Annotated in this window: 8 protein-coding genes; 1 reads left to right on the forward strand and 7 read right to left on the reverse strand. The window is 31.2% G+C overall.

The features are described from left to right. Window positions 1–76 precede the first annotated feature (76 nt). From ACYEKI_RS03510 to ACYEKI_RS03520, 3 genes are all read right to left on the reverse strand, one after another. Window positions 77–8,851 carry an amino acid adenylation domain-containing protein gene (locus tag ACYEKI_RS03510; protein ID WP_459209776.1) on the reverse strand — a complete coding sequence of 2,925 codons (8,775 nt, stop codon included), beginning with the start codon at window positions 8,849–8,851 and terminating at the stop codon, window positions 77–79. A 537-nt stretch (window positions 8,852–9,388) separates the two neighbouring features. Then, window positions 9,389–10,927 (reverse strand): YifB family Mg chelatase-like AAA ATPase, encoded by a 1,539-nt coding sequence (locus tag ACYEKI_RS03515; protein ID WP_459209777.1) that lies wholly within the window; start codon window positions 10,925–10,927, stop codon window positions 9,389–9,391. A gap of 308 nt (window positions 10,928–11,235) precedes the next feature. Continuing rightward, window positions 11,236–12,567: an aspartate kinase gene (locus ACYEKI_RS03520; RefSeq protein ID WP_459209778.1), complete on the reverse strand. Its 1,332-nt coding sequence runs from the start codon at window positions 12,565–12,567 to the stop codon at window positions 11,236–11,238. A gap of 122 nt (window positions 12,568–12,689) precedes the next feature. On the opposite strand from ACYEKI_RS03520, the gene ACYEKI_RS03525 reads away from it, so the two are divergent. Next, on the forward strand, window positions 12,690–13,343 hold the full coding sequence (locus ACYEKI_RS03525) for a hypothetical protein (protein ID WP_459209779.1): 654 nt from the start codon (window positions 12,690–12,692) through the stop codon (window positions 13,341–13,343). An 89-nt stretch (window positions 13,344–13,432) separates the two neighbouring features. Here ACYEKI_RS03525 and ACYEKI_RS03530 read toward each other — a convergent pair whose 3' ends face one another. The 4 genes from ACYEKI_RS03530 to ACYEKI_RS03545 all read right to left on the reverse strand — a co-directional run bounded on the left by ACYEKI_RS03530 (window position 13,433) and on the right by ACYEKI_RS03545 (window position 18,946). Further along, window positions 13,433–15,520: a M13 family metallopeptidase gene (locus ACYEKI_RS03530; protein WP_459209780.1), complete on the reverse strand. Its 2,088-nt coding sequence runs from the start codon at window positions 15,518–15,520 to the stop codon at window positions 13,433–13,435. A 154-nt stretch (window positions 15,521–15,674) separates the two neighbouring features. Beyond that, the gene (locus ACYEKI_RS03535; RefSeq protein WP_459209781.1) at window positions 15,675–16,130 is read right to left on the reverse strand and encodes an RES family NAD+ phosphorylase; all 456 of its coding nucleotides are present in this window, start codon (window positions 16,128–16,130) and stop codon (window positions 15,675–15,677) included. Then, window positions 16,130–16,582 carry a type II RES/Xre toxin-antitoxin system antitoxin gene (gene parS, locus ACYEKI_RS03540; RefSeq protein ID WP_459209782.1) on the reverse strand — a complete coding sequence of 151 codons (453 nt, stop codon included), beginning with the start codon at window positions 16,580–16,582 and terminating at the stop codon, window positions 16,130–16,132. Before parS ends, ACYEKI_RS03535 begins: the two co-directional genes overlap by 1 nt. Window positions 16,583–16,651: 69 nt before the next feature. Further along, complete coding sequence (locus ACYEKI_RS03545) at window positions 16,652–18,946, reverse strand: hypothetical protein (protein ID WP_459209783.1); 2,295 nt, start codon at window positions 18,944–18,946, stop codon at window positions 16,652–16,654. Window positions 18,947–19,190: the final 244 nt, after the last annotated feature.

Here is a 19,190-nt window from a genome sequence, read left to right on the forward strand (position 1 = left end):
AGGTTAATGATAATGTCCCGATTTGCAGGAAAAAATTAAATAATGTAATGTGTAATTATTTCTGGAAGTAAAACGGCTAAATAGAGAACTTTTCCATCTCTATTTCACCTTCTTCTTCAGTCTTTTTGCTTCTATTTTTAAGAATTAGAAGATTGTTTTCGATAAGTGTTGCTTGTTCTTCCAAAATTGAACTTCTCAGCAGGTCATTTATCGATATTTTAATTTCAAATTGTTTATGGATCATACCTGCTATTTTAGTGGCGCTTAGACTATTCCCTCCTATCTCAAAAAAATCTTCCAGTACACCTATTTTGTTCACATCTAATACCGCTTTCCAAATGGACACTAATTTCTCTTCTATCTCATTTCTAGGCGAAATATACTCTACAGTAGAAGCTTGCGGTTCATGAATGTAGTTTAATAACTTTTTCCTATCAACTTTTCCGTTGGATGTCAAAGGAAATTCGGGAATTGGTATAATGGTGTTTGGAACCATATATGAAGGCAGCTTCTTTTTAAGCTCTGTCACAACCATTCGTGCATCTATACCTTCTTCATTCGGTATCACATAAGCTACCAAAAAAGCTTCTTCTTCATTTTTCCTTTTGGCAACCACAACAACTTCTTTAATCTCTTGTATTTGGTTTATGTGAGCCTCGATTTCTCCTAATTCAATCCTGTATCCTCTTATCTTTACCTGATAATCGTTACGACCCAAAAACTCAATTTCGCCATCAGCATTCCATTTTCCTATATCTCCTGTTTTATAAATTACCTCATTTTCTAAAAAAGGGCTTTCAATAAAACGATCTTTTGTTAGCTGTTCATTTCCATAATATCCTTTGGCCAACCCTTTACCTCCTATATATAGGGATCCTACAACTCCTATAGGGACTTTGTTCAAAAATTCATCTACTATATAAAATGAAGTATTGTTTATGGGTGATCCAATATTTGAAGCATCTGTGGGATGTTCTATTCTTTTCACACTTGACCATATTGTCGTTTCGGTAGGTCCATACATATTCCAAACTTCAGCAGAAGTATTGATTAATTTTTCTGCCAAAGATTTACTTAACAGATCACCTCCACAAAGAACTTTCAGTTCTTTACTTCCTTTCCACCCTGCGTGAAACAACAATTGATAAAATCCAGGTGTTGCTTGCATCACTGTAGGTTTAACTCCTTCCAGTTTTTGAAGAATCGTATTAGGGTCTGATAATGTTTTCTGATCTACTATGAAAACTGAACCTCCTGTAATCAGGGGAGCAAAAAACTCCAATATGGATATATCAAAAGAATATGTTGTTACAGAAAATAGTACATCTTTTTCATTCAAACCTGGTCTTTGTTGCATACTAAGCAGAAAATTCAACAGAGACTGGTGTCCTATTTCTACTCCTTTTGGCGTTCCTGTTGATCCCGAGGTATATATAATATAAGCGGAATCTTTTGGAGATATATTAGGTATATCTTTTGGTTTTGTTTTCGAAGCTTGTTTCAGAAGTTTTTCTAAAGAAAGTATCGTTGCATTAGTTTCTAGATCAAACTCTTCTTTTTGATCCCCAATAATCAATTCTACTTTACTATCATTTATGATATGTCGAAGCCTTTCTACCGGAAATGTAGGATCCAATGGGATATATGATCTTCCTACCTTTAGGATACCTAATAAAACAGGAAGTACAAATGCAGATCTATCCAATACTACTGCAATTGGTGATTTATCCTCCTGATGATTAACCATCAAACAGGAAGTTATTTTATCGGATAATTCATTAAGTTCTTTGTAAGTAAACTGGTTAACTCCATCGTAAACGGCGAGTTTCTCAGGTTTTTTATCTACCTGGCCTTTGAATACATCTAAAAAGGTTAGAGACTCTTCTCCCGTGACTAATGTATTATTAAACCTATCCAGCTCTAATTCCTCGGTAGTTGTCAGGTAATCAATACTATTAATTTGTTTTTCAGGATTGGTTAAAACTTCTTTAAGAATGTTTTCCAAATGGATATACATTCTATCCATCAGTGTTTTATTATAAATATCTGTATTGTACTCTATTGTTAAGGTCAAAGCATCTGATTCTACAAATTTGAAACTGATATCAAACTTTGAAGTAGTGTTAATGTATTTGTATGGACTAAAATCCAGTCCAGTCAACTCTTTTTGATTGTTTATTGTATGTAATTGTTTCTGGCTTTGTAAAATGATCAATACATCGAAGAGTACGGAGCGGCTTACATCTCTTTGCAATTTTAATTTACCGATCAATTCATCCAAAGGATAATGTTGATGATCGTATGCTCCAATTAGCTCATTTTTTTGATATTGCAAGAATTCCCAAAAGCTATTTTGTGGATCTATCTTTGTACGTATAGGCAAGGTATTCAAATATGCTCCAATCTGGTGTTCCAGATCGGGATGCTCTCGTCCCGCAACAGGAGTTCCTGTTATCAAATCTTTTTGTCCGCTATGTTTATGTAATAAAATATGAACTCCAGCCATAAGAACCATAAACAACGTTACATCGTTGTTTTGTGTAAACTTTATTAGCTCTGATTTTAGCGTATCCGGAAAATGATATTCTAGTTCCTTTCCGTTAAATATCTGATTTACTGGACGTGGTTTGGCACTGGGCAAATTAAGAACCGGTAATTCACCTTTGAAGCACTCCAACCAGTATTTTTCAGATTCTTTATACTTCTTGCTCTTCAGTTCATTGTTTAACCATACCGAATAATCCTTGTACTGAACTTTTATCTCAGGAAGTTCTGGTTTTTGGTTCTGAACAAGTGCATTATAACTTTTTATAATTTCAGATATTAATACTTCTATAGACCATCCATCACCGATGATATGATGTAGCGATAGTAAAAATATATATTCATTTTCTCCAGAAGTGATTATAGAAGAGGATAACAATGGTGCTTGTTCCAGATCAAACAGAATCTCATTTTTCTGTTTACAAACAGCTTCTATGGCTTCTTCTACATTGTCTTGATCGCTTACATCCTCTTTGTCTATCTGAAAATCAACATCTTCAAAAGGAGTTACATATTGCATAATCTCTCCTTTCTCATCCATTTTGAAACAAGTCCTTAAGATTTCGTGGCGTTTCAATAACGTATTGAATACTTCTTCAAAAGCTGTAACATCTAAATTTCCTTTGATAGTAACTGCAGCAGGCATATTATATGCCAGAGCGCCTCCTTCCAACTGGCTTAATATCCAAATTCTTTTTTGTGTTGGCGTTAGAGGATATGAAGTAGCAATTGGAGCTGTTGATATTGGTACATAATCACTTTCCAGCAAATTATGACTCAATGTTTTTATGTTTGGATACTTAAAAAAGTCCTGAAATGATATTCGTTTTCCAAGCTTTTTGTATATCGCATTAATCACTTGAACCATGAGCAGACTATGCCCTCCTTTTTCAAAGAAGTTATCGGTTATCCCTATTTTTTGAACTCCCAATATTTCTTCCCAGATTTCTGCAAGAATAGATTGGATCTTATTTTCCGGAGCAATATATTCTTTTGTATCTGATAACCCCAACTCAATAGGATTCGGAAGTGATTTTTTATCCACCTTTCCGTTACTTGTTAATGGGAAAGCTGATAGGTTTATAAAATATAAAGGAATCATATAATGAGGTAGATATCTACTCATATACTCTTTCAATTCTGAAATTTCCTCTGGGTTTTCTCCTATAAAATAAGCACATATCCTTTTCTCTGTTTCTTTAGTATGTACTATTACAATTGCATCCTGAATATTAGGATGCTCTACTAAAACCCTTTCTATCTCCTGTAATTCTATTCGATAACCTCTTATTTTTATTTGATCATCGTTTCTACCCACATAAATAATACTTCCATCATCTTTCCAATAAGAAATATCCCCCGTTTTATATAAACGTTGATTATCTTTAAACGGACTATGGATAAATCTTTTTTCGGTTTCTTCAGGAAGATTTATATACCCTATTCCCAAATTCTCTCCTCCTATGTAAAGTTCTCCTTTTATACCTATAGGCACCGGTAGTAATTGGGAATCGAGAATGTATATATCTGTGTTAGAAATAGGATACCCGATCGGAGCATAAGGTGTAATATTTCCTGCTTCTTCGGACATCGTATAATAAGTAACCACATGTGTTTCTGATGGTCCGTAATGGTTATGAAGTTTAATCTTTGGATACTTTGCTAAGAAATCATGCAATGCCTGATTAATTGTCAACTGTTCTCCAGAGGATATTATATGTTTTATTTTATGATTTTCTAAGTGATTTAATCCATTATTAGTAAAAAAGTTACTTAACGCAGAAAAAGGAAATGAAAGAACTTCAATTTTATGATCAACGATATAAGATGCTAACCCAGAAAAATCTAAGCGGAGTTCCTCTTCCAAAACAAACAATTGTCCTCCACTACATAATACAAACCAGCTATCTTGCAGAGACATATCAAAACTAAACGAGGCATACTGTAAAAATCTTAAGCCAGTCTCAATTCCTGATTTTTCAATATCCCACTGAATTAGATTACTTAGCATTCGATGAGTTTGTATAACTCCTTTAGGGTTTCCTGTTGACCCTGAAGTATATACTACAAACGACTTATCTTCTAGTTTGTTTGTTTTTTCGGGATTGGAAACAGCATATTTTGTTAGTTGTAAATCATCTAAATATACAAAGTGATTAAACACTATTTCATCTTCTTGCAATAGATCATTTTTAGTCAATACCAAATCCATTGATGCATCCTCAAGGATAAAATTAATGCGATTCAGCGGGTATTGATGTTCAACAGGTACGTAACACGCTCCCGATTTCATAACACCTATCATCGTAATTATACTATCTACAGATCTTTCTAACATCACTCCTATATTAGATTCTTTGGTAACCTGTTTTTTTTCTCTCAGATAGTGTGCAAGCTGATTACTCTTATCATTTATTTCATTATATGTATATGCTACACCTCTAAAAACTACAGCAATTGCATCTGGAGTTTTCTCAACTTGTTCTTCAAATAAACTTATTACTGTTTGTTCTTTCTTTGCTGTACTTGTTGAATTGAAACTCGTTATTAACTGTTCCGCTTCTTTTGTATTAAGGTAATTTACTTCTTCAATTGGTGTATCTGGTTCATCAATACATCGTATAAGCACGTTTTCCAAATGAGAGAACATTCTGTTTATCAATCTGGAATCATAAATATCTGTATTGAACTCTATAGTTAGTTCTAATCCTTCGTTTTCGACAAAAATAAAACTTACATCAAACTGAGAAGTTCTTCTTTCAAATGGGTAATTACTTATCTCAATCCCTTTAATATGATTTGTATTGTTAATGTTGGTTAGTTGCTCCTGATTTTGTAATACAACTAATACATCAAACAACAAGGAACGACTGGAATCCGGTTTGGTATTGAGTTGACCTGCCAGATGATCAAATGGGAAACCTTGGTGTTCATATGCGCCTAACAATATTTCTTTCTGGCAGGCAACCATATCAGAAAAACTATCTTTTCTATTGATTTTAGTACGTAATGCCAATGTATTAAGGTATAGGCCTATTTGGTTCTCCAGATCAACATGTTTTCTTCCTGCAATAGGTGTACCCAAAATAATATCCTTTTGCCCGGTATATCGATACAAAAGAGTATTAATTCCTGCCATTAAAGTCATAAATAATGTAGCATCATTATTTATAGAAAAAGCTTTTAACTTATTTAAAAAAGATTCAGAAAAGTTTTGCGTAATTCTTTTTCCATTATATGTCTTTATTAATGGTCTTGTTGTAAAGCTTGGTAATTCAAGTACAGGTAATTCTCCTTCGAGTTGTTTTAACCAATAATCTTTTTGTTTTACAAATTCTTCTTTTTGTAATTCTTTACTTAACCATACAGCATAATCCTTATATTGAATCGATAATCCCGGTAGTTTAAGAGTTTCTCTATTGATTAAACTATTATATATTTCAATAATTTCTGATATTAATAACCTGGTTGACCAACCATCACCAATAATATGGTGTATTGATAAGAGAAACACAAACACCTTATCTTCGGTTTTTATCAAAGAAGCCCGAAACAATAGTTCTTTCTCTAAATCAAAAGATATACTATTGAAACGTTCTAAGTAATTATCAACTAATTGTTTCTTATCACTTTCAAAGCTAAAATCTTTACTTTCTATTCTAAAATTTACATTCTCAAAATCTTTAACATGCTGTCTTACTTCGCCATTCTCATTCGTTTTAAAATTTGTTCTCAAAACCTCATGGCGTTCAATTACTTTATTAAAAGATTCCTCAAATAATACAAAATCAATTTCACCATTAACCTTTACCGCAGTTGGCATATTATAGGCTAATGATCCTTCTTCTAATTGACTTAATATCCATAATCTGTTTTGAGAAGGTGTTAATGGATATGATATGGATTCTGATGCCTGTGGTATAGCAACATATTCTTTTTTACCCATTTTTTTGACATTCCCTCTAATCGTTGGTTCTTCAAAAAACTCTTTATATGCTACCCCTCTGTTTAAAGTTTTATGCATCTTTTCTATCACCTGAGAAACCATGAGACTGTGTCCTCCCAAATGGAAAAAGTTATCCTCTACTCCTACCTTTTCTACACTCAATACCTCCTGCCAAATGTTAACCAACACTTTTTCTGTTTCATTTTTTGGTGCTATATATTCCGTAGTAATCCGGCGATTTAATGTAAGCTTCTCTAAAGCTTTCCTATCAATTTTACCATTAGGAGTTAATGGCATTTTTTCTAAAGCTATTAAATAACCTGGAATCATATAACCTGGCAATCTGATATCTAAGAAGCTTTTAATAGACTCTGTATCTATAGGTGTTTTTGTAACATAGTACGCCACCAAAAATTCATTCTTTTCCGAACTATGTACTACGGTTATAGCTTGTACAATTTCTTCAGAAAATGAAAGAATACTCTTTTCTATCTCCCCTAGTTCTATGCGATATCCACGTAGCTTTACCTGGTGATCATTTCTACCTAAAAATTCGATATTTCCATCAGGAGTCCACTTTGCCATATCTCCTGTATCATACATCTTCTTATTTTCCTGATACGGATTCGTTATAAATTTCTTCGAAGTTAGTTCAGAACGATTAAGATAACCTTTGGCAATACCATCACCCGAAATATATAATTCCCCTGGAATTCCGATGGGTAACAACTGCATACATTCATCCAATATATACACTTGCGTGTTAGAAACAGGAATCCCCACAGGAATGGATGTAACGTATTCTTTTTTAGGATCTAACTTATAAACCGTACTGTAAGTAGTGTCTTCTGAAGGTCCGTATAAATTACGTGTTTCTATACCAAGGCTATTCAACGTATTGGCTATATCCACAGGAAAAGGTTCTCCTGCTAAATTGATAATACTTACATTGGATAAAGAGTAACCATTTTCTATAATATTCCGGATACTGGAGGGCACCGTATTAATGAGTACTTTTTTATGGTGTTGTAAAGCATCTCCTATTTCTAATGCGTTATCCAGTATCCGTATGCTCTTCCCTATTGATAACGGGAAGAACATTTCGAAAACAGAAAGATCAAAACAATACGAAGTTGATGCAAATACAACGTCAAATTTTTGCTCATCAAATTCGTTTTGAGCCCAATTCAATAGTGCTATAGCATTTTGGTGGGTTATCATAACCCCTTTAGGAACACCTGTGGTACCTGATGTATAAATTATGTAGGCAACATCAGTCGAGTCTATCTCAATATCTAAATTACTTTTAGAATACCGTTCCTGATTTGTCTCAAACCGATTGAATTGTTCTTCATCAATGATATATGTACATTTACTATCATTTTCTATAAACCGAATACGTTCTTCAGGATAATCAATGTCAATTGGCACATAGGTAGCATTCAATTTGAGTGCAGCCAGTATTGCTACTATAATCTTTTCGTTTCTTGGTAATTTAATCCCTAAATGATCTCCTCTCTTAACATTTTGTTTTTCAACTATAAAATTTGCTAATTGATTTACTTCTTGATTAAGTTCTTCATAGGTATACTGTACTTTCTCATATTGTACAGCTATTTCTTGAGGTGTTTTTTTTACTTGTTTTTCAAGAACACTTATTAGTGTATCATTTTTATCATAAGGATAGTTATTATCATTAAAACTTGTTAAAAACATGTTTTTTTCTTCCTCTGATATTATTGGTAGTATATCAATATTCTTATTTAAAGAACTATCCAAGTTGATCAACCACTCTTTAAAATTAGCTAAAAAGTGTTTAGCCAAACTTTCTGAAATAAAAGATTTTGAGTAATGAAGAGTAATATTTAAATTAACTTTTGTTTTTTCAATACCTATTGAAAAGTCAAATAATTCTTTATTGTATGTTAACTGATTATAAATGAAACCAATCGAACTATATTTTTCAAACTCATTATTAAAAAAATAATTGCTGTCGATATTATTGTAGACTTCTAATGTTTCTTTTTTTATTTCATTTAAATACTCCTTTAATCCTTTTCCTTGAATCGTTTCTACATTATATAGTATTGGAGTTTCTTTTCCTTTTACTTCTTCTTTAGAATATATTATATCTGAGTGTAATTTATATCGCTGTAAAAGAGAACTAAACAAGGTTAATAGTATTGTTTGTTCTGCCATTTTATTATTACCACTCAAACTTTCAAAATACCAAAGCTCATCACTAAAAATAGATATAGATTGAGAAAAAATCTCACTTTGATCTTTTCTATTTATCATTAATCTATTTTTAAGTTTACTTTTCCAATAATTGGTAACAATCTTATTTTTTATATTACTCATTATAATGATCGATTATTATATAGCTCTCAGAGAATTGAGATACATTGTTCGGAAAGTTCTATCCAATGAAATTACATTTAATTAAAATCACTGACTATGAATCTTAATTAAAAAAAGTATCCATATTATATCTATCAGTAAATACAATATGTACTATCATTCTTATTACTTAAAAGTATACGTAATTTTAAAATGTAATATGAATATTATATATTATTTCGTTAGTGCCTACAGTAAGTGGATTTAACAACAATTAAAATACATTGAACAATTTAAAAGTGAAATAATATTAAAGAGTAGTAATTTATAATTTTAAGTAGTTTTTTGATAAGGCTTCGCCTCCTAGACTCACATAGTCTATTTTTGTAAGATTTGGATATAAACCTCAATAAAAATAAGATTTACTCTTCTTCTTACAGCTAATATACAAATAAGATCATTATTTACATGTAGTTTAAAGTTAAAAAAATGTTAACTAAACCGTGGTGATTAATGCTTATTTTTGATTTTAATATGAAAATCTTAAAAACATAGAAACTATCCCAACCATCCTTCTCTATCTAAACTTCTATATTGAATGGCTTCTGCTATATGATGTTCTATGATATTTTTTTCTTCATCTAAATCAGCAATAGTTCTAGCTACTTTAAGTATGCGATCATATGCTCTAGCTGACAAATTTAAACGCTCCATTGCTGTTTTAAGTAATACCTTTGATTTTTCATCTAATTGACAAAAAGTGCGTATTTGGCGTACTCCCATTTGAGCATTATAATGAATATTAGGTAACTCTTTAAAACGTTCTGTTTGAAAAATTCTAGCTTTTGTAACTCTTTCTCTAATAGCTACACTAGATTCTCCTTTACGTTCTTCACTCAGTTTTTCAAAAGGAACCGGTGTTACTTCTATATGTATATCAATTCTATCTAAAAGAGGTCCTGATATTTTACTCAAATATCGTTGCATTTCTGCTGGTGAAGATGTCACAGGAGACTCTGGATCATTAAAATATCCTCCCGGACTGGGATTCATACTAGCTACTAACATAAAACTCGAAGGATATGTAACTGTAAATCGTGCTCTAGAAATAGTTACTTCTCTATCTTCTAATGGTTGTCGCATTACTTCTAGTACACTTCGTTTGAATTCTGGTAATTCATCTAGAAATAAAACTCCATTATGAGATAAAGATATTTCTCCTGGTTGAGGATAAGCTCCTCCTCCTACTAAAGCTACATCTGATATCGTATGGTGAGGTGATCTAAAAGGACGTTGTGTCATCAATCCTAAATGCTCTTTAATTCTTCCTGCAACACTATGTATTTTTGTTGTTTCTAATGCTTCATGTAAAGACATAGGAGGCAAAATAGATGGTAATCGTTTTGCTAGCATAGTTTTTCCTGCTCCTGGTGGTCCTATTAAAATAATATTATGTCCGCCTGCCGCGGCTATTTCCATACAGCGTTTAATACTTTCTTGTCCTTTTACATCTGCAAAATCATATTCTGGAAAATTTAAATTTTCATAAAACGTTTTTCTAGTATCTACTTCGGTTCTTATAAGGGTATCTGTTTCTTCAAAAAAATTGATTACTTCTTTTATATTATCTATCCCATACACTTCAAGGCCATCTACAATAGCTGCTTCTTTTGCATTTTGTTTAGGTAATATAAATCCTTTAAAACCTTCTTCTCTAGCTTTAATTGCAATGGGTAAGGCTCCTTTTATTGGTTGTAAACTACCATCTAAGGACAATTCTCCCATAATTAAATACTCCATAACACGTTCAGCTTTAATCTGTGAAGAAGCTGCCAAAATACCTATAGCTAATGTTAAATCATATGCACTACCCTCTTTACGTAAATCAGCAGGTGCCATATTAATTGTTATTTTTTTTCCCGGTATTTTATATCCATTATTTTGTAATGCAGCCGCAATACGATAATTACTCTCTTTTATTGCATTATCCGGTAATCCTACAAGATGATATCCTATTCCTTTATTTACATTAACTTCAACAATTATAGTTGTTGCTTCTACTCCAAACACAGCACTGCCGTATACTTTTACCAGCATATTTTTCTTTTAAATATACGTAAAATGAACGAAGTCATCTTGTTATAATGGGTCAATCTCAAAAACTATGAGTAAATTATCTTTATAAAGATCGAATAAAGAATAATCATTTTTGAATATTGATTTGTTTATTCTAAAGCATATCAATCATCCAATTTTCACAGTTTGATCTTTCTGTTTTAAGTTATTCAATTAATTGCAAAAACTATAACAAGTCTTCTTAGCCTATTACAAACTCTTATCTTCATAAAAAAAACCTGATATCTTATCGACATCAGGTTTCCTTGAATTAAAAACACATATCAAAATCAGGTCACCAATTCTTCTTTCTCATAGCAAAAAAGTTTTTGGTTTAAAAACCTCAAGGTATTGACTTTATCTTCTGTTTCGACTAGGATCGAAATATTATTATTACTTCCTCCATAAGAAATCATACGTACTGGTATATAGTTAAGTACTTCAAATAACTTATGTGCTTCTTGATCTGCAATTACTCCTTCTCCCACTACACAAATGATACTATGATTTCTTTCTACAGTAACTTCGGCATAGTTTTCAATTTCTCTAACAATCTCTGGTAAATGCCTATCGTTATCAATAGTCAAAGATATGGCAATCTCTGATGTTGTAATCATATCTATAGCTGTTTGATAATTGTCAAAGACTTCAAATATTCTTCTTAAATATCCATGCGCCATCAACATCCTATTAGATTTGATTTTTATTGCTGTAATATTATCTTTCGCAGAAATTGCTTTCAAACCTTTTCTTCCATATTGATTAGAGATTATAGTTCCTTCTGCGACAGGGTTAAATGTATTTTTTAGCAGTACTGGTATTCCTTTTTGAGTCACAGGAGACACCGTTTGAGGATGCAAAATTTTTGCTCCAAAATATGCTAATTCAGCTGCTTCATCATATGTTAGGTGTGAAATCCTACGAGTATTCTCTACATATCTCGGGTCATTATTATGAAATCCATCAATATCTGTCCATATTTGAACTTCTTCTGCTTCTATAGCTGCTCCTATTATCGTAGCCGTATAATCGCTTCCTCCTCTTTTTAAATGACCAATCTTTCCTTTTATATCTCTACATACAAATCCTTGAGTCACATAAATATCTACTCTTTCCTGATTTAATATCTCATCTAATAATGTGCTCACTTTTTCAATATTAGGAGCTTCTACGCTATCAATATGCATAAAGTTTTTAGCATCAAGCAGTCTATTCGATATACTGTTTGTAGTAAGCAATGCAGAAAAAATATACGTCAATAATGTTTCTCCGTATGTTACCAACTTAGAATATATTTCTTCTGTATCTTCATTTGTTGTAATTACATACATAGCTGCAATACATTCTTTTATATACTGTATATGGTTTTCTTGTTGAGTCCTATCTTCAAATAAAGTCTTTATAACTTCTATATGTTTGGATTCAAGCGTATTTAATATATTTTTTATACCTTTTTTATCATTAGAAGCTGTTTTTTCTGTTAACTTAACCAATAAATCAGTTACCCCAGACATTGCTGATAATACGACTACCTTTTGTTGTCCATCATTAACAATCTCTTTTACCTTAAGTAAATTTTCTGGTGATCCTACAGATGTACCTCCAAACTTTAAAACTTTCATCTTCTTTATATGAATTATATTATCTCATTCATTACTGGTGCATAGTTAGTTATTTTAAAACTTAGGATAAATATTTTAGTATTTTTTGTATACATTTGTACATAATGTTAAATATATAACAAATGAAGACGATTACGGATTGTGTTAATTCTATTATCAAACATCATCCTTTTTTAGAAGAAGCACTCTCAAAAAATATCATCAATTATAGAGCTTTGGCAGATGATTTGCTTCCTCAAGTTGAAGAAGAGATGCGTAAACCTGTAAAAGCAGGTTCTATAGTAATGGCTCTACGCAGGTACTATCCACAACGTAATCACGCCACGTTACAAAACTCTAATTTGCGAAATCTGGGCGATATTGTTGTTCGTTCTGGAATTACAGAATACACCTTTTTAAATTCAAAAACAATACTTAATAGTCAGTCTAATTTACTTGAAGCTGTAAAAGATATTACAGGTGCTTATTTTACTTATTCTAGTAATTTTCAAGAGAGTAATATTTTGGTATCTAATTCACTTAAAGAAATTGTAGAACAACATTTTAAAAATGAAACTCGTATTTCTGTAATGAGTGATCTTTCTTCTATTTCTTTAGCCTTACCAGAGGATAATTCAAAAACAGTAGGTTTATATTTTTATCTATTTAAATTACTTGCTTATCAAGGGATTCCAGTTTTTGAAGTTATTTCAACTTCAAATTATTTTACATTATTCCTTGAAAAAGAATATGTAAATGATGCTTTTTTATTGATGAACGAAATCAAAAATCGTTAGATTTATTATACTACATAATTATAGTAGCTAAAAAAAGGGATTTCTTTTTATAGAAATCCCTTTTGATTTTATTTATGAATCTGGATAAATTACCAAATTCTTACTCTCTTTTCTGGAGCTAAATACATTTTATCTCCTTCTTTAATATCAAACGCTTTATAGAAAGCATCAACATTTAATAATGGTTGGATTGCTCTTACATCTCCTGGAGAGTGAGGATCAGTTTTAATTTGCGTTCTTAATGCATTATCTCTAATCTTAGTTCTCCAAACTGTAGTCCAAGACATAAAGAAACGTTGCTCTCCTGTGAATCCGTCAATCTTTTCTGGTTGTCCATTTTCTGCATAATGCATTTGTAAACCATCATATGCTCCTAATACACCACCTAAATCTCCAATATTTTCACCTAATGTAAATTTACCGTTGATGTATACACTATCTAATACTTCGATAGCACTATATTGTTCTGCTAAAGCATTTCCTCTTTCAGTAAATTTATTTAAATCATCTTCTGTCCACCAGTTCTTAAGATTTCCATTAGCATCAAAACGTGCTCCAGAATCATCAAAAGCATGAGAAATTTCATGTCCAATTACAGCTCCAATTCCTCCATAATTAACAGCTTCATCTGCTGTATAGTTATAGAAAGGTGGTTGTAAAATCGCTGCTGGGAATACGATTTCGTTAAATAATGGATTAAAATATGCATTAACCGTTTGAGGAGACATTCCCCATTTTGACTTATCTACTGGCTCTCCTATTTCTTTTAAGTTTTTCTTGTAACTCCATCTAGAGATAGCAACTGTATTGTCAAAATAAGAGTTTCCTTTCTTAATAGCTAATCCAGAATAATCTTCCCATTTATCTGGGTATCCAATTTTAACTGTAAACTTATCTAGTTTTTCGATAGCTTTCGTCTTAGTTTCAGCACTCATCCACTCTAAAGACTCTATGCGCTTTTGATAAGCTTTGATCACATTACCGATCATTTTCTCTGCTTTAGCTTTTGCTTCTGGTGGGAACTTCTCGTCAACATATAATTGTCCGATAGCTTCTCCTACAGATCCATTTACTGTTGCTAATGCACGCTCTCTTAATGGTCTTTGTGCTAAAGCTCCATTTAAAGTTTTACTATAAAAATCCCAGTTTGCTGTATCTAACTCTGAAGATAAAATACTCGCTGCACTATTTAAAGTTGACCAACGTACTAAAGTTTTTATATCATCAATAGAAGTTTCTGTTAATACCTTTTGTAACGCTACCATATATTTTGGTTGTGTTACAATAAGTGTATCTAATTGCTTTTCTACTCCTATATCTTTTATAAATTTTCCCCAGTTAATCGCTGGAGTCATTTTTGATAATTCCTCTAGTGATCTAGGATTATTCATATTACGAGTATCTCTACGCTGTACTTTATCCAATCTTGGCTCTGCTAATTTAGTTTCTATAGCCAAAATTGTTTCTGCACTTTTACGAGCGTCAGCTTCTGTATCTCCTATGAACTGTAGCATTCTTGTGATGTGATCTACATACTGTCCTCTAATTTCTTTAGACTTATCATCTTGGTCTAAGTAGTAATCACGATCAGGTAATCCTAATCCTCCTGCACCTACATAAGCTGCATTGATACTACTATCATTTAAATCTGCAAATGATGAAATTCCTGCAAATGGAGCAGATGCAGCTGCATCAGTTGCTAATAAATCTTGAAGTTCTGCTAGATTTTTTACCGCTGCAATTTTTTCTAAAACAGGTTTTAATGGTGCTATTCCTGCTTTATTTCTTGAAACCGTATCCAAAATAGATTCAAAGATCATCAAAGCTTTCGATTGATCAGTTCCTTCAGCATATTTTCCACTAGCTTTTGCTTTATCCAAAATAGCTAAAACATCGTCATCTGTTTGCTTACGTAATACTCCAAATCCACCCCATCTAGTTCTATCTTCAGGGATTTCTGTATTCTTCATCCAATTACCGTTAACGTAATTGTAAAAATCATTTTTAGGACTCACAGTGGTATCCATATTTTCTAATACGATACCAGGAATCTTTTTTACTTCAGCTACTGTCTCTCCTTCTTGAGCAGCATCTTCTTTTTTAGCTTCATTTTTACAAGCTACAAAAGCCAATGCACAAACAGCAACGATTGATAACTTTTTTGTATAAAAACTCATTGTTATAAATTAAGATTAGTTTGATAGTCTATTTGACGACTCAAATAAAGAATTTGTTACACAGATTAGCAAAATATTCTCATATTTTTTCATTTTCAACCTGTAAAAAGCTGAAAAATTAACATTCTACATATTAAATTTTGCGCTATTACTATTATTTTAATAATCTTGAGTCAAAGCTATATGCTTCAATTTCTTTAAGTTTTAATTTATTAAAGTTAGGATGAAGTGGATTAATTAATACATTTTGTTCTCTAGGTACAATAATACTTGGTACAACTAAGCCCAAAGAATTATTATTTTCTATCCAATCCTCTGTAATTTCATGTAATGTAGTTGGTGGTGGTATTTGATTCCATTCTTTAGGTAATAAGCTTGTATCTAAAACAGAAACTTCTTTGTCTGGAATTTCTAATATCGCCATAGCCATATCATCTGGAAAATAGGCAGGAGGTAAATGTGCCAATACCTCTAGAGTAGATAATGCAACCGTAGTACTGGTATATAATATTGCTGTCCCTTTACGATTCCATCGTCCGCCAACAGTTTTTGCTCCTATACCTGTTAAATCCTTTATAAATGTATCTTTTGCTATTCTATATAATTGCATTATGCAAAAATTCCATGTTCTATACGTATGAGTTCTTCATTTAATAATTGAAACCCAAATGTAGTATCTAATAAATCTTTAGGTCTTTTACTTGCCAACGCTACGCTAGGATATTCCATCCATTTTTTGAATCTATCTAAATCTCCAAATACATTTTCTCCTTTTGCATAAAGTTTTGCCAATTGAATTGCCTTAGAACTTGTCTCTATATTTAATACTTTATTTAATTCATATCTCTGTATTGTACGTTCTGAAATATGTAGTACCATAGCCAATTCTTTTATATCAAAATCAATTGTTTTGGCCAAGTGTAATAAGGTTTTCTTAGTGATTCCATGACGTGATAATTCTATAAAATCATATATATTCTGTAAAGGTGTATCTATATCTAAATATCTAAGAATTCCTTTATTATTACTAGCATCAAAGCCTAAGGGTGTAACAGCTGTCATTACTCAAAGTATCTAATTAAATATTACATAATGACAAATATACAAAATTTAACGACAACTGTCATTTTTTTATTCAAAAATCGCATCCAGTTGCGGACTAACTTTCTCTAAGCGAGCTTCCATTGATCTAATTGCGATTGTTGACAAGTATCTTCCTAAAGGCAATATAGGCTTAATCAATGAATCTTTTTTAGTTTTTAACTCACTTTTATTGATTTTATGATATGGGTTAATTGCTGTTTCTTTAAGTGCTATCTCGTATTCATTTCCTAACCTATTAATAACTTCTTTTGTATGTCCATATCTCACATTAGATAGTGTAGCTAGCGGTGCTCCTAATTGTGTTTCTGTTTTAGATATTCGTTCTCCTTCATCATTAGTAATTAAAAGGTTAACAATTTTTATCTTTCCTTTAAGTGCTAGATACGATTCATTAATTATTCTATTAAAAACGTTTGCCACACTTAAAGAAACTCTTCCTCCTACATTATCATAATATCCTGCATCTGCATACTGATCAGTATCTATTCTACCTTTACTATTAATTTTATCTATTTCTCCTACTGGAGTTACAAATGGAAAACTAGCATTGATACGCATTGCTGTTGATAACGCTATAGATTTATTATTATGGCTTTCTTGTATATGAGAAATAAAATCTGTCACTCCTGCAAAGGTATTAACATGATCATATTTTACTGGGCTAATAACATTATAACTCCCTGTTTGTGTATGTGTAGTATTAATTAATAATAAAGGAGATATGTTTTTATCTATAGTAGCATTGTTAATTTTATCTATTTCTTTTTTGTAAAAGCCCAAATATTCTTTCTCTAGCAATCCTTGTGTACACCCTTTACACGAAAAATATTCTTTATGTGCTCTATTCCATTGTTCTTCTAATAATCTCCCTCGATCATTAAAACTAGAAATATTCGTAATATTTTTAAATAAATCTCTCCCTAGTAACGCTAATAGTGATGTAGATAAAAAATTGTGCTTATAAATTTCACTTGCTTTATACTTTAATTCGTGATGATTTATACTTTCTTTATTGTCGAACGATAATTTTGCTGTTCTATTTTCATTCTTAGCTGTTTGTACTTCTGCAAAAAACATAGCATTTCCTACACTTCCTCCAGAAGCTCCTGTAAGCGACAGTAAATGATCTTCAAAATAGGCTCCTTTTGTAGTTTCATATAAATAACTATGTACCAAAAAAGACCATAATCCTGCTCTAGACCCTCCACCTTGAGCAGAAACTAATACTACTGGAAACTGTCCTTTATGATTTTTTATCTTTTCTTCTCTTTCTTCTATCCATGTATGTAGATAATCTTCTATCAAAGGTCGTTCGACTTTACTTTCTAATAATGGTAATTGATAATGAATAAATGATGAACTTGTAGAAAAAAACCTTCCTAAAAAAAGGCATGTTATAGCTACTATAGTCAATAAAGGTATTTTAATTTTCTTTCCTAGTAAAATCAGGAAAAAGGCAACCATATAAAGACTTATAAATACAATTAAAATAATCGATAACGGATTAAAAGAACTAGCTAAATTGGGAGCTAAATTTAACACTACATAAATAAAGAAAATAATAATACCCGAAGAAATGATTAATCCATAAAACCATTTTTCTGATAACGAATTTAATACTTTTCTACTGTTAAAGGCTAATGTAAAAAAGGTTAATGCCAAAGCTGAATTTGACAAAAATAAATTTCCTAAATCTTTTTCTGCTTGTGTATTTAATGTTCCTAATGATACAATAAATAATAGTAAGCCTAGTAACACTGAGAGTATAATAAGATCCGTATGTGGCATCTTATTGAGCTTCTTCTTGAATTTCACATACAATCCTGGTTCTGTCAATATCAATAAAAAAGCAATACATCCTAATAAAACTTTATTAGGATTAAGGTATTCTGTATAAATGTTCTCTAATTCAAAAAGTTTCATTCCCTGCAAAATACCTAATGCAGAGATAAGTAATAATAAAGTAGCTAATATACGTGGTATAACTTTTCTTAAATGTATTTTTAAATCATACGAATATTTTAAGCCTATATTTTGAAAACGATAATGCTGATTAGGGATAAATCCTATTACATTTTTGGCACTGATCTCTTTATAATTATGAAAGTAAAAATACTTAGGAGTATTCCATATTAAAAAAGCAGCTATAGTTAATAAACTAAAATATAAAGGTACTTCTAATAAAAAAGCATCTGCTTGATTCAAGATCAATAATAAATCCATTGTTTGTGGAAAATGCCATAGTGTTACATATATCATTACCACAAATAATACACTAATTAAATTATAGGCTAGTTCATTGAGTAATAGTTTAAACCACATACTCAATTTTTGACACCATATTAGTCCTTTTTCAGATAGCTTTTTTAGTACCATATTCTTTTTAATACCTATTATTATACAAATGTAATAGATAAAAATACTAGTCTTTTACTTTATAGTAAGTTATTCTAAAACATTTTTGTTCTCAAATTACTGCATTTGTTAAAAAAAAACAAAAGTTATCAATCCCTTGAAAACACAGGGTATTTCATTCATTAAATGCATCTTTTTCACCATAAATGAT

The organism is Aquimarina rhabdastrellae (genome assembly GCA_947387485.1).
Lineage (GTDB): Bacteria > Bacteroidota > Bacteroidia > Flavobacteriales > Flavobacteriaceae > Aquimarina.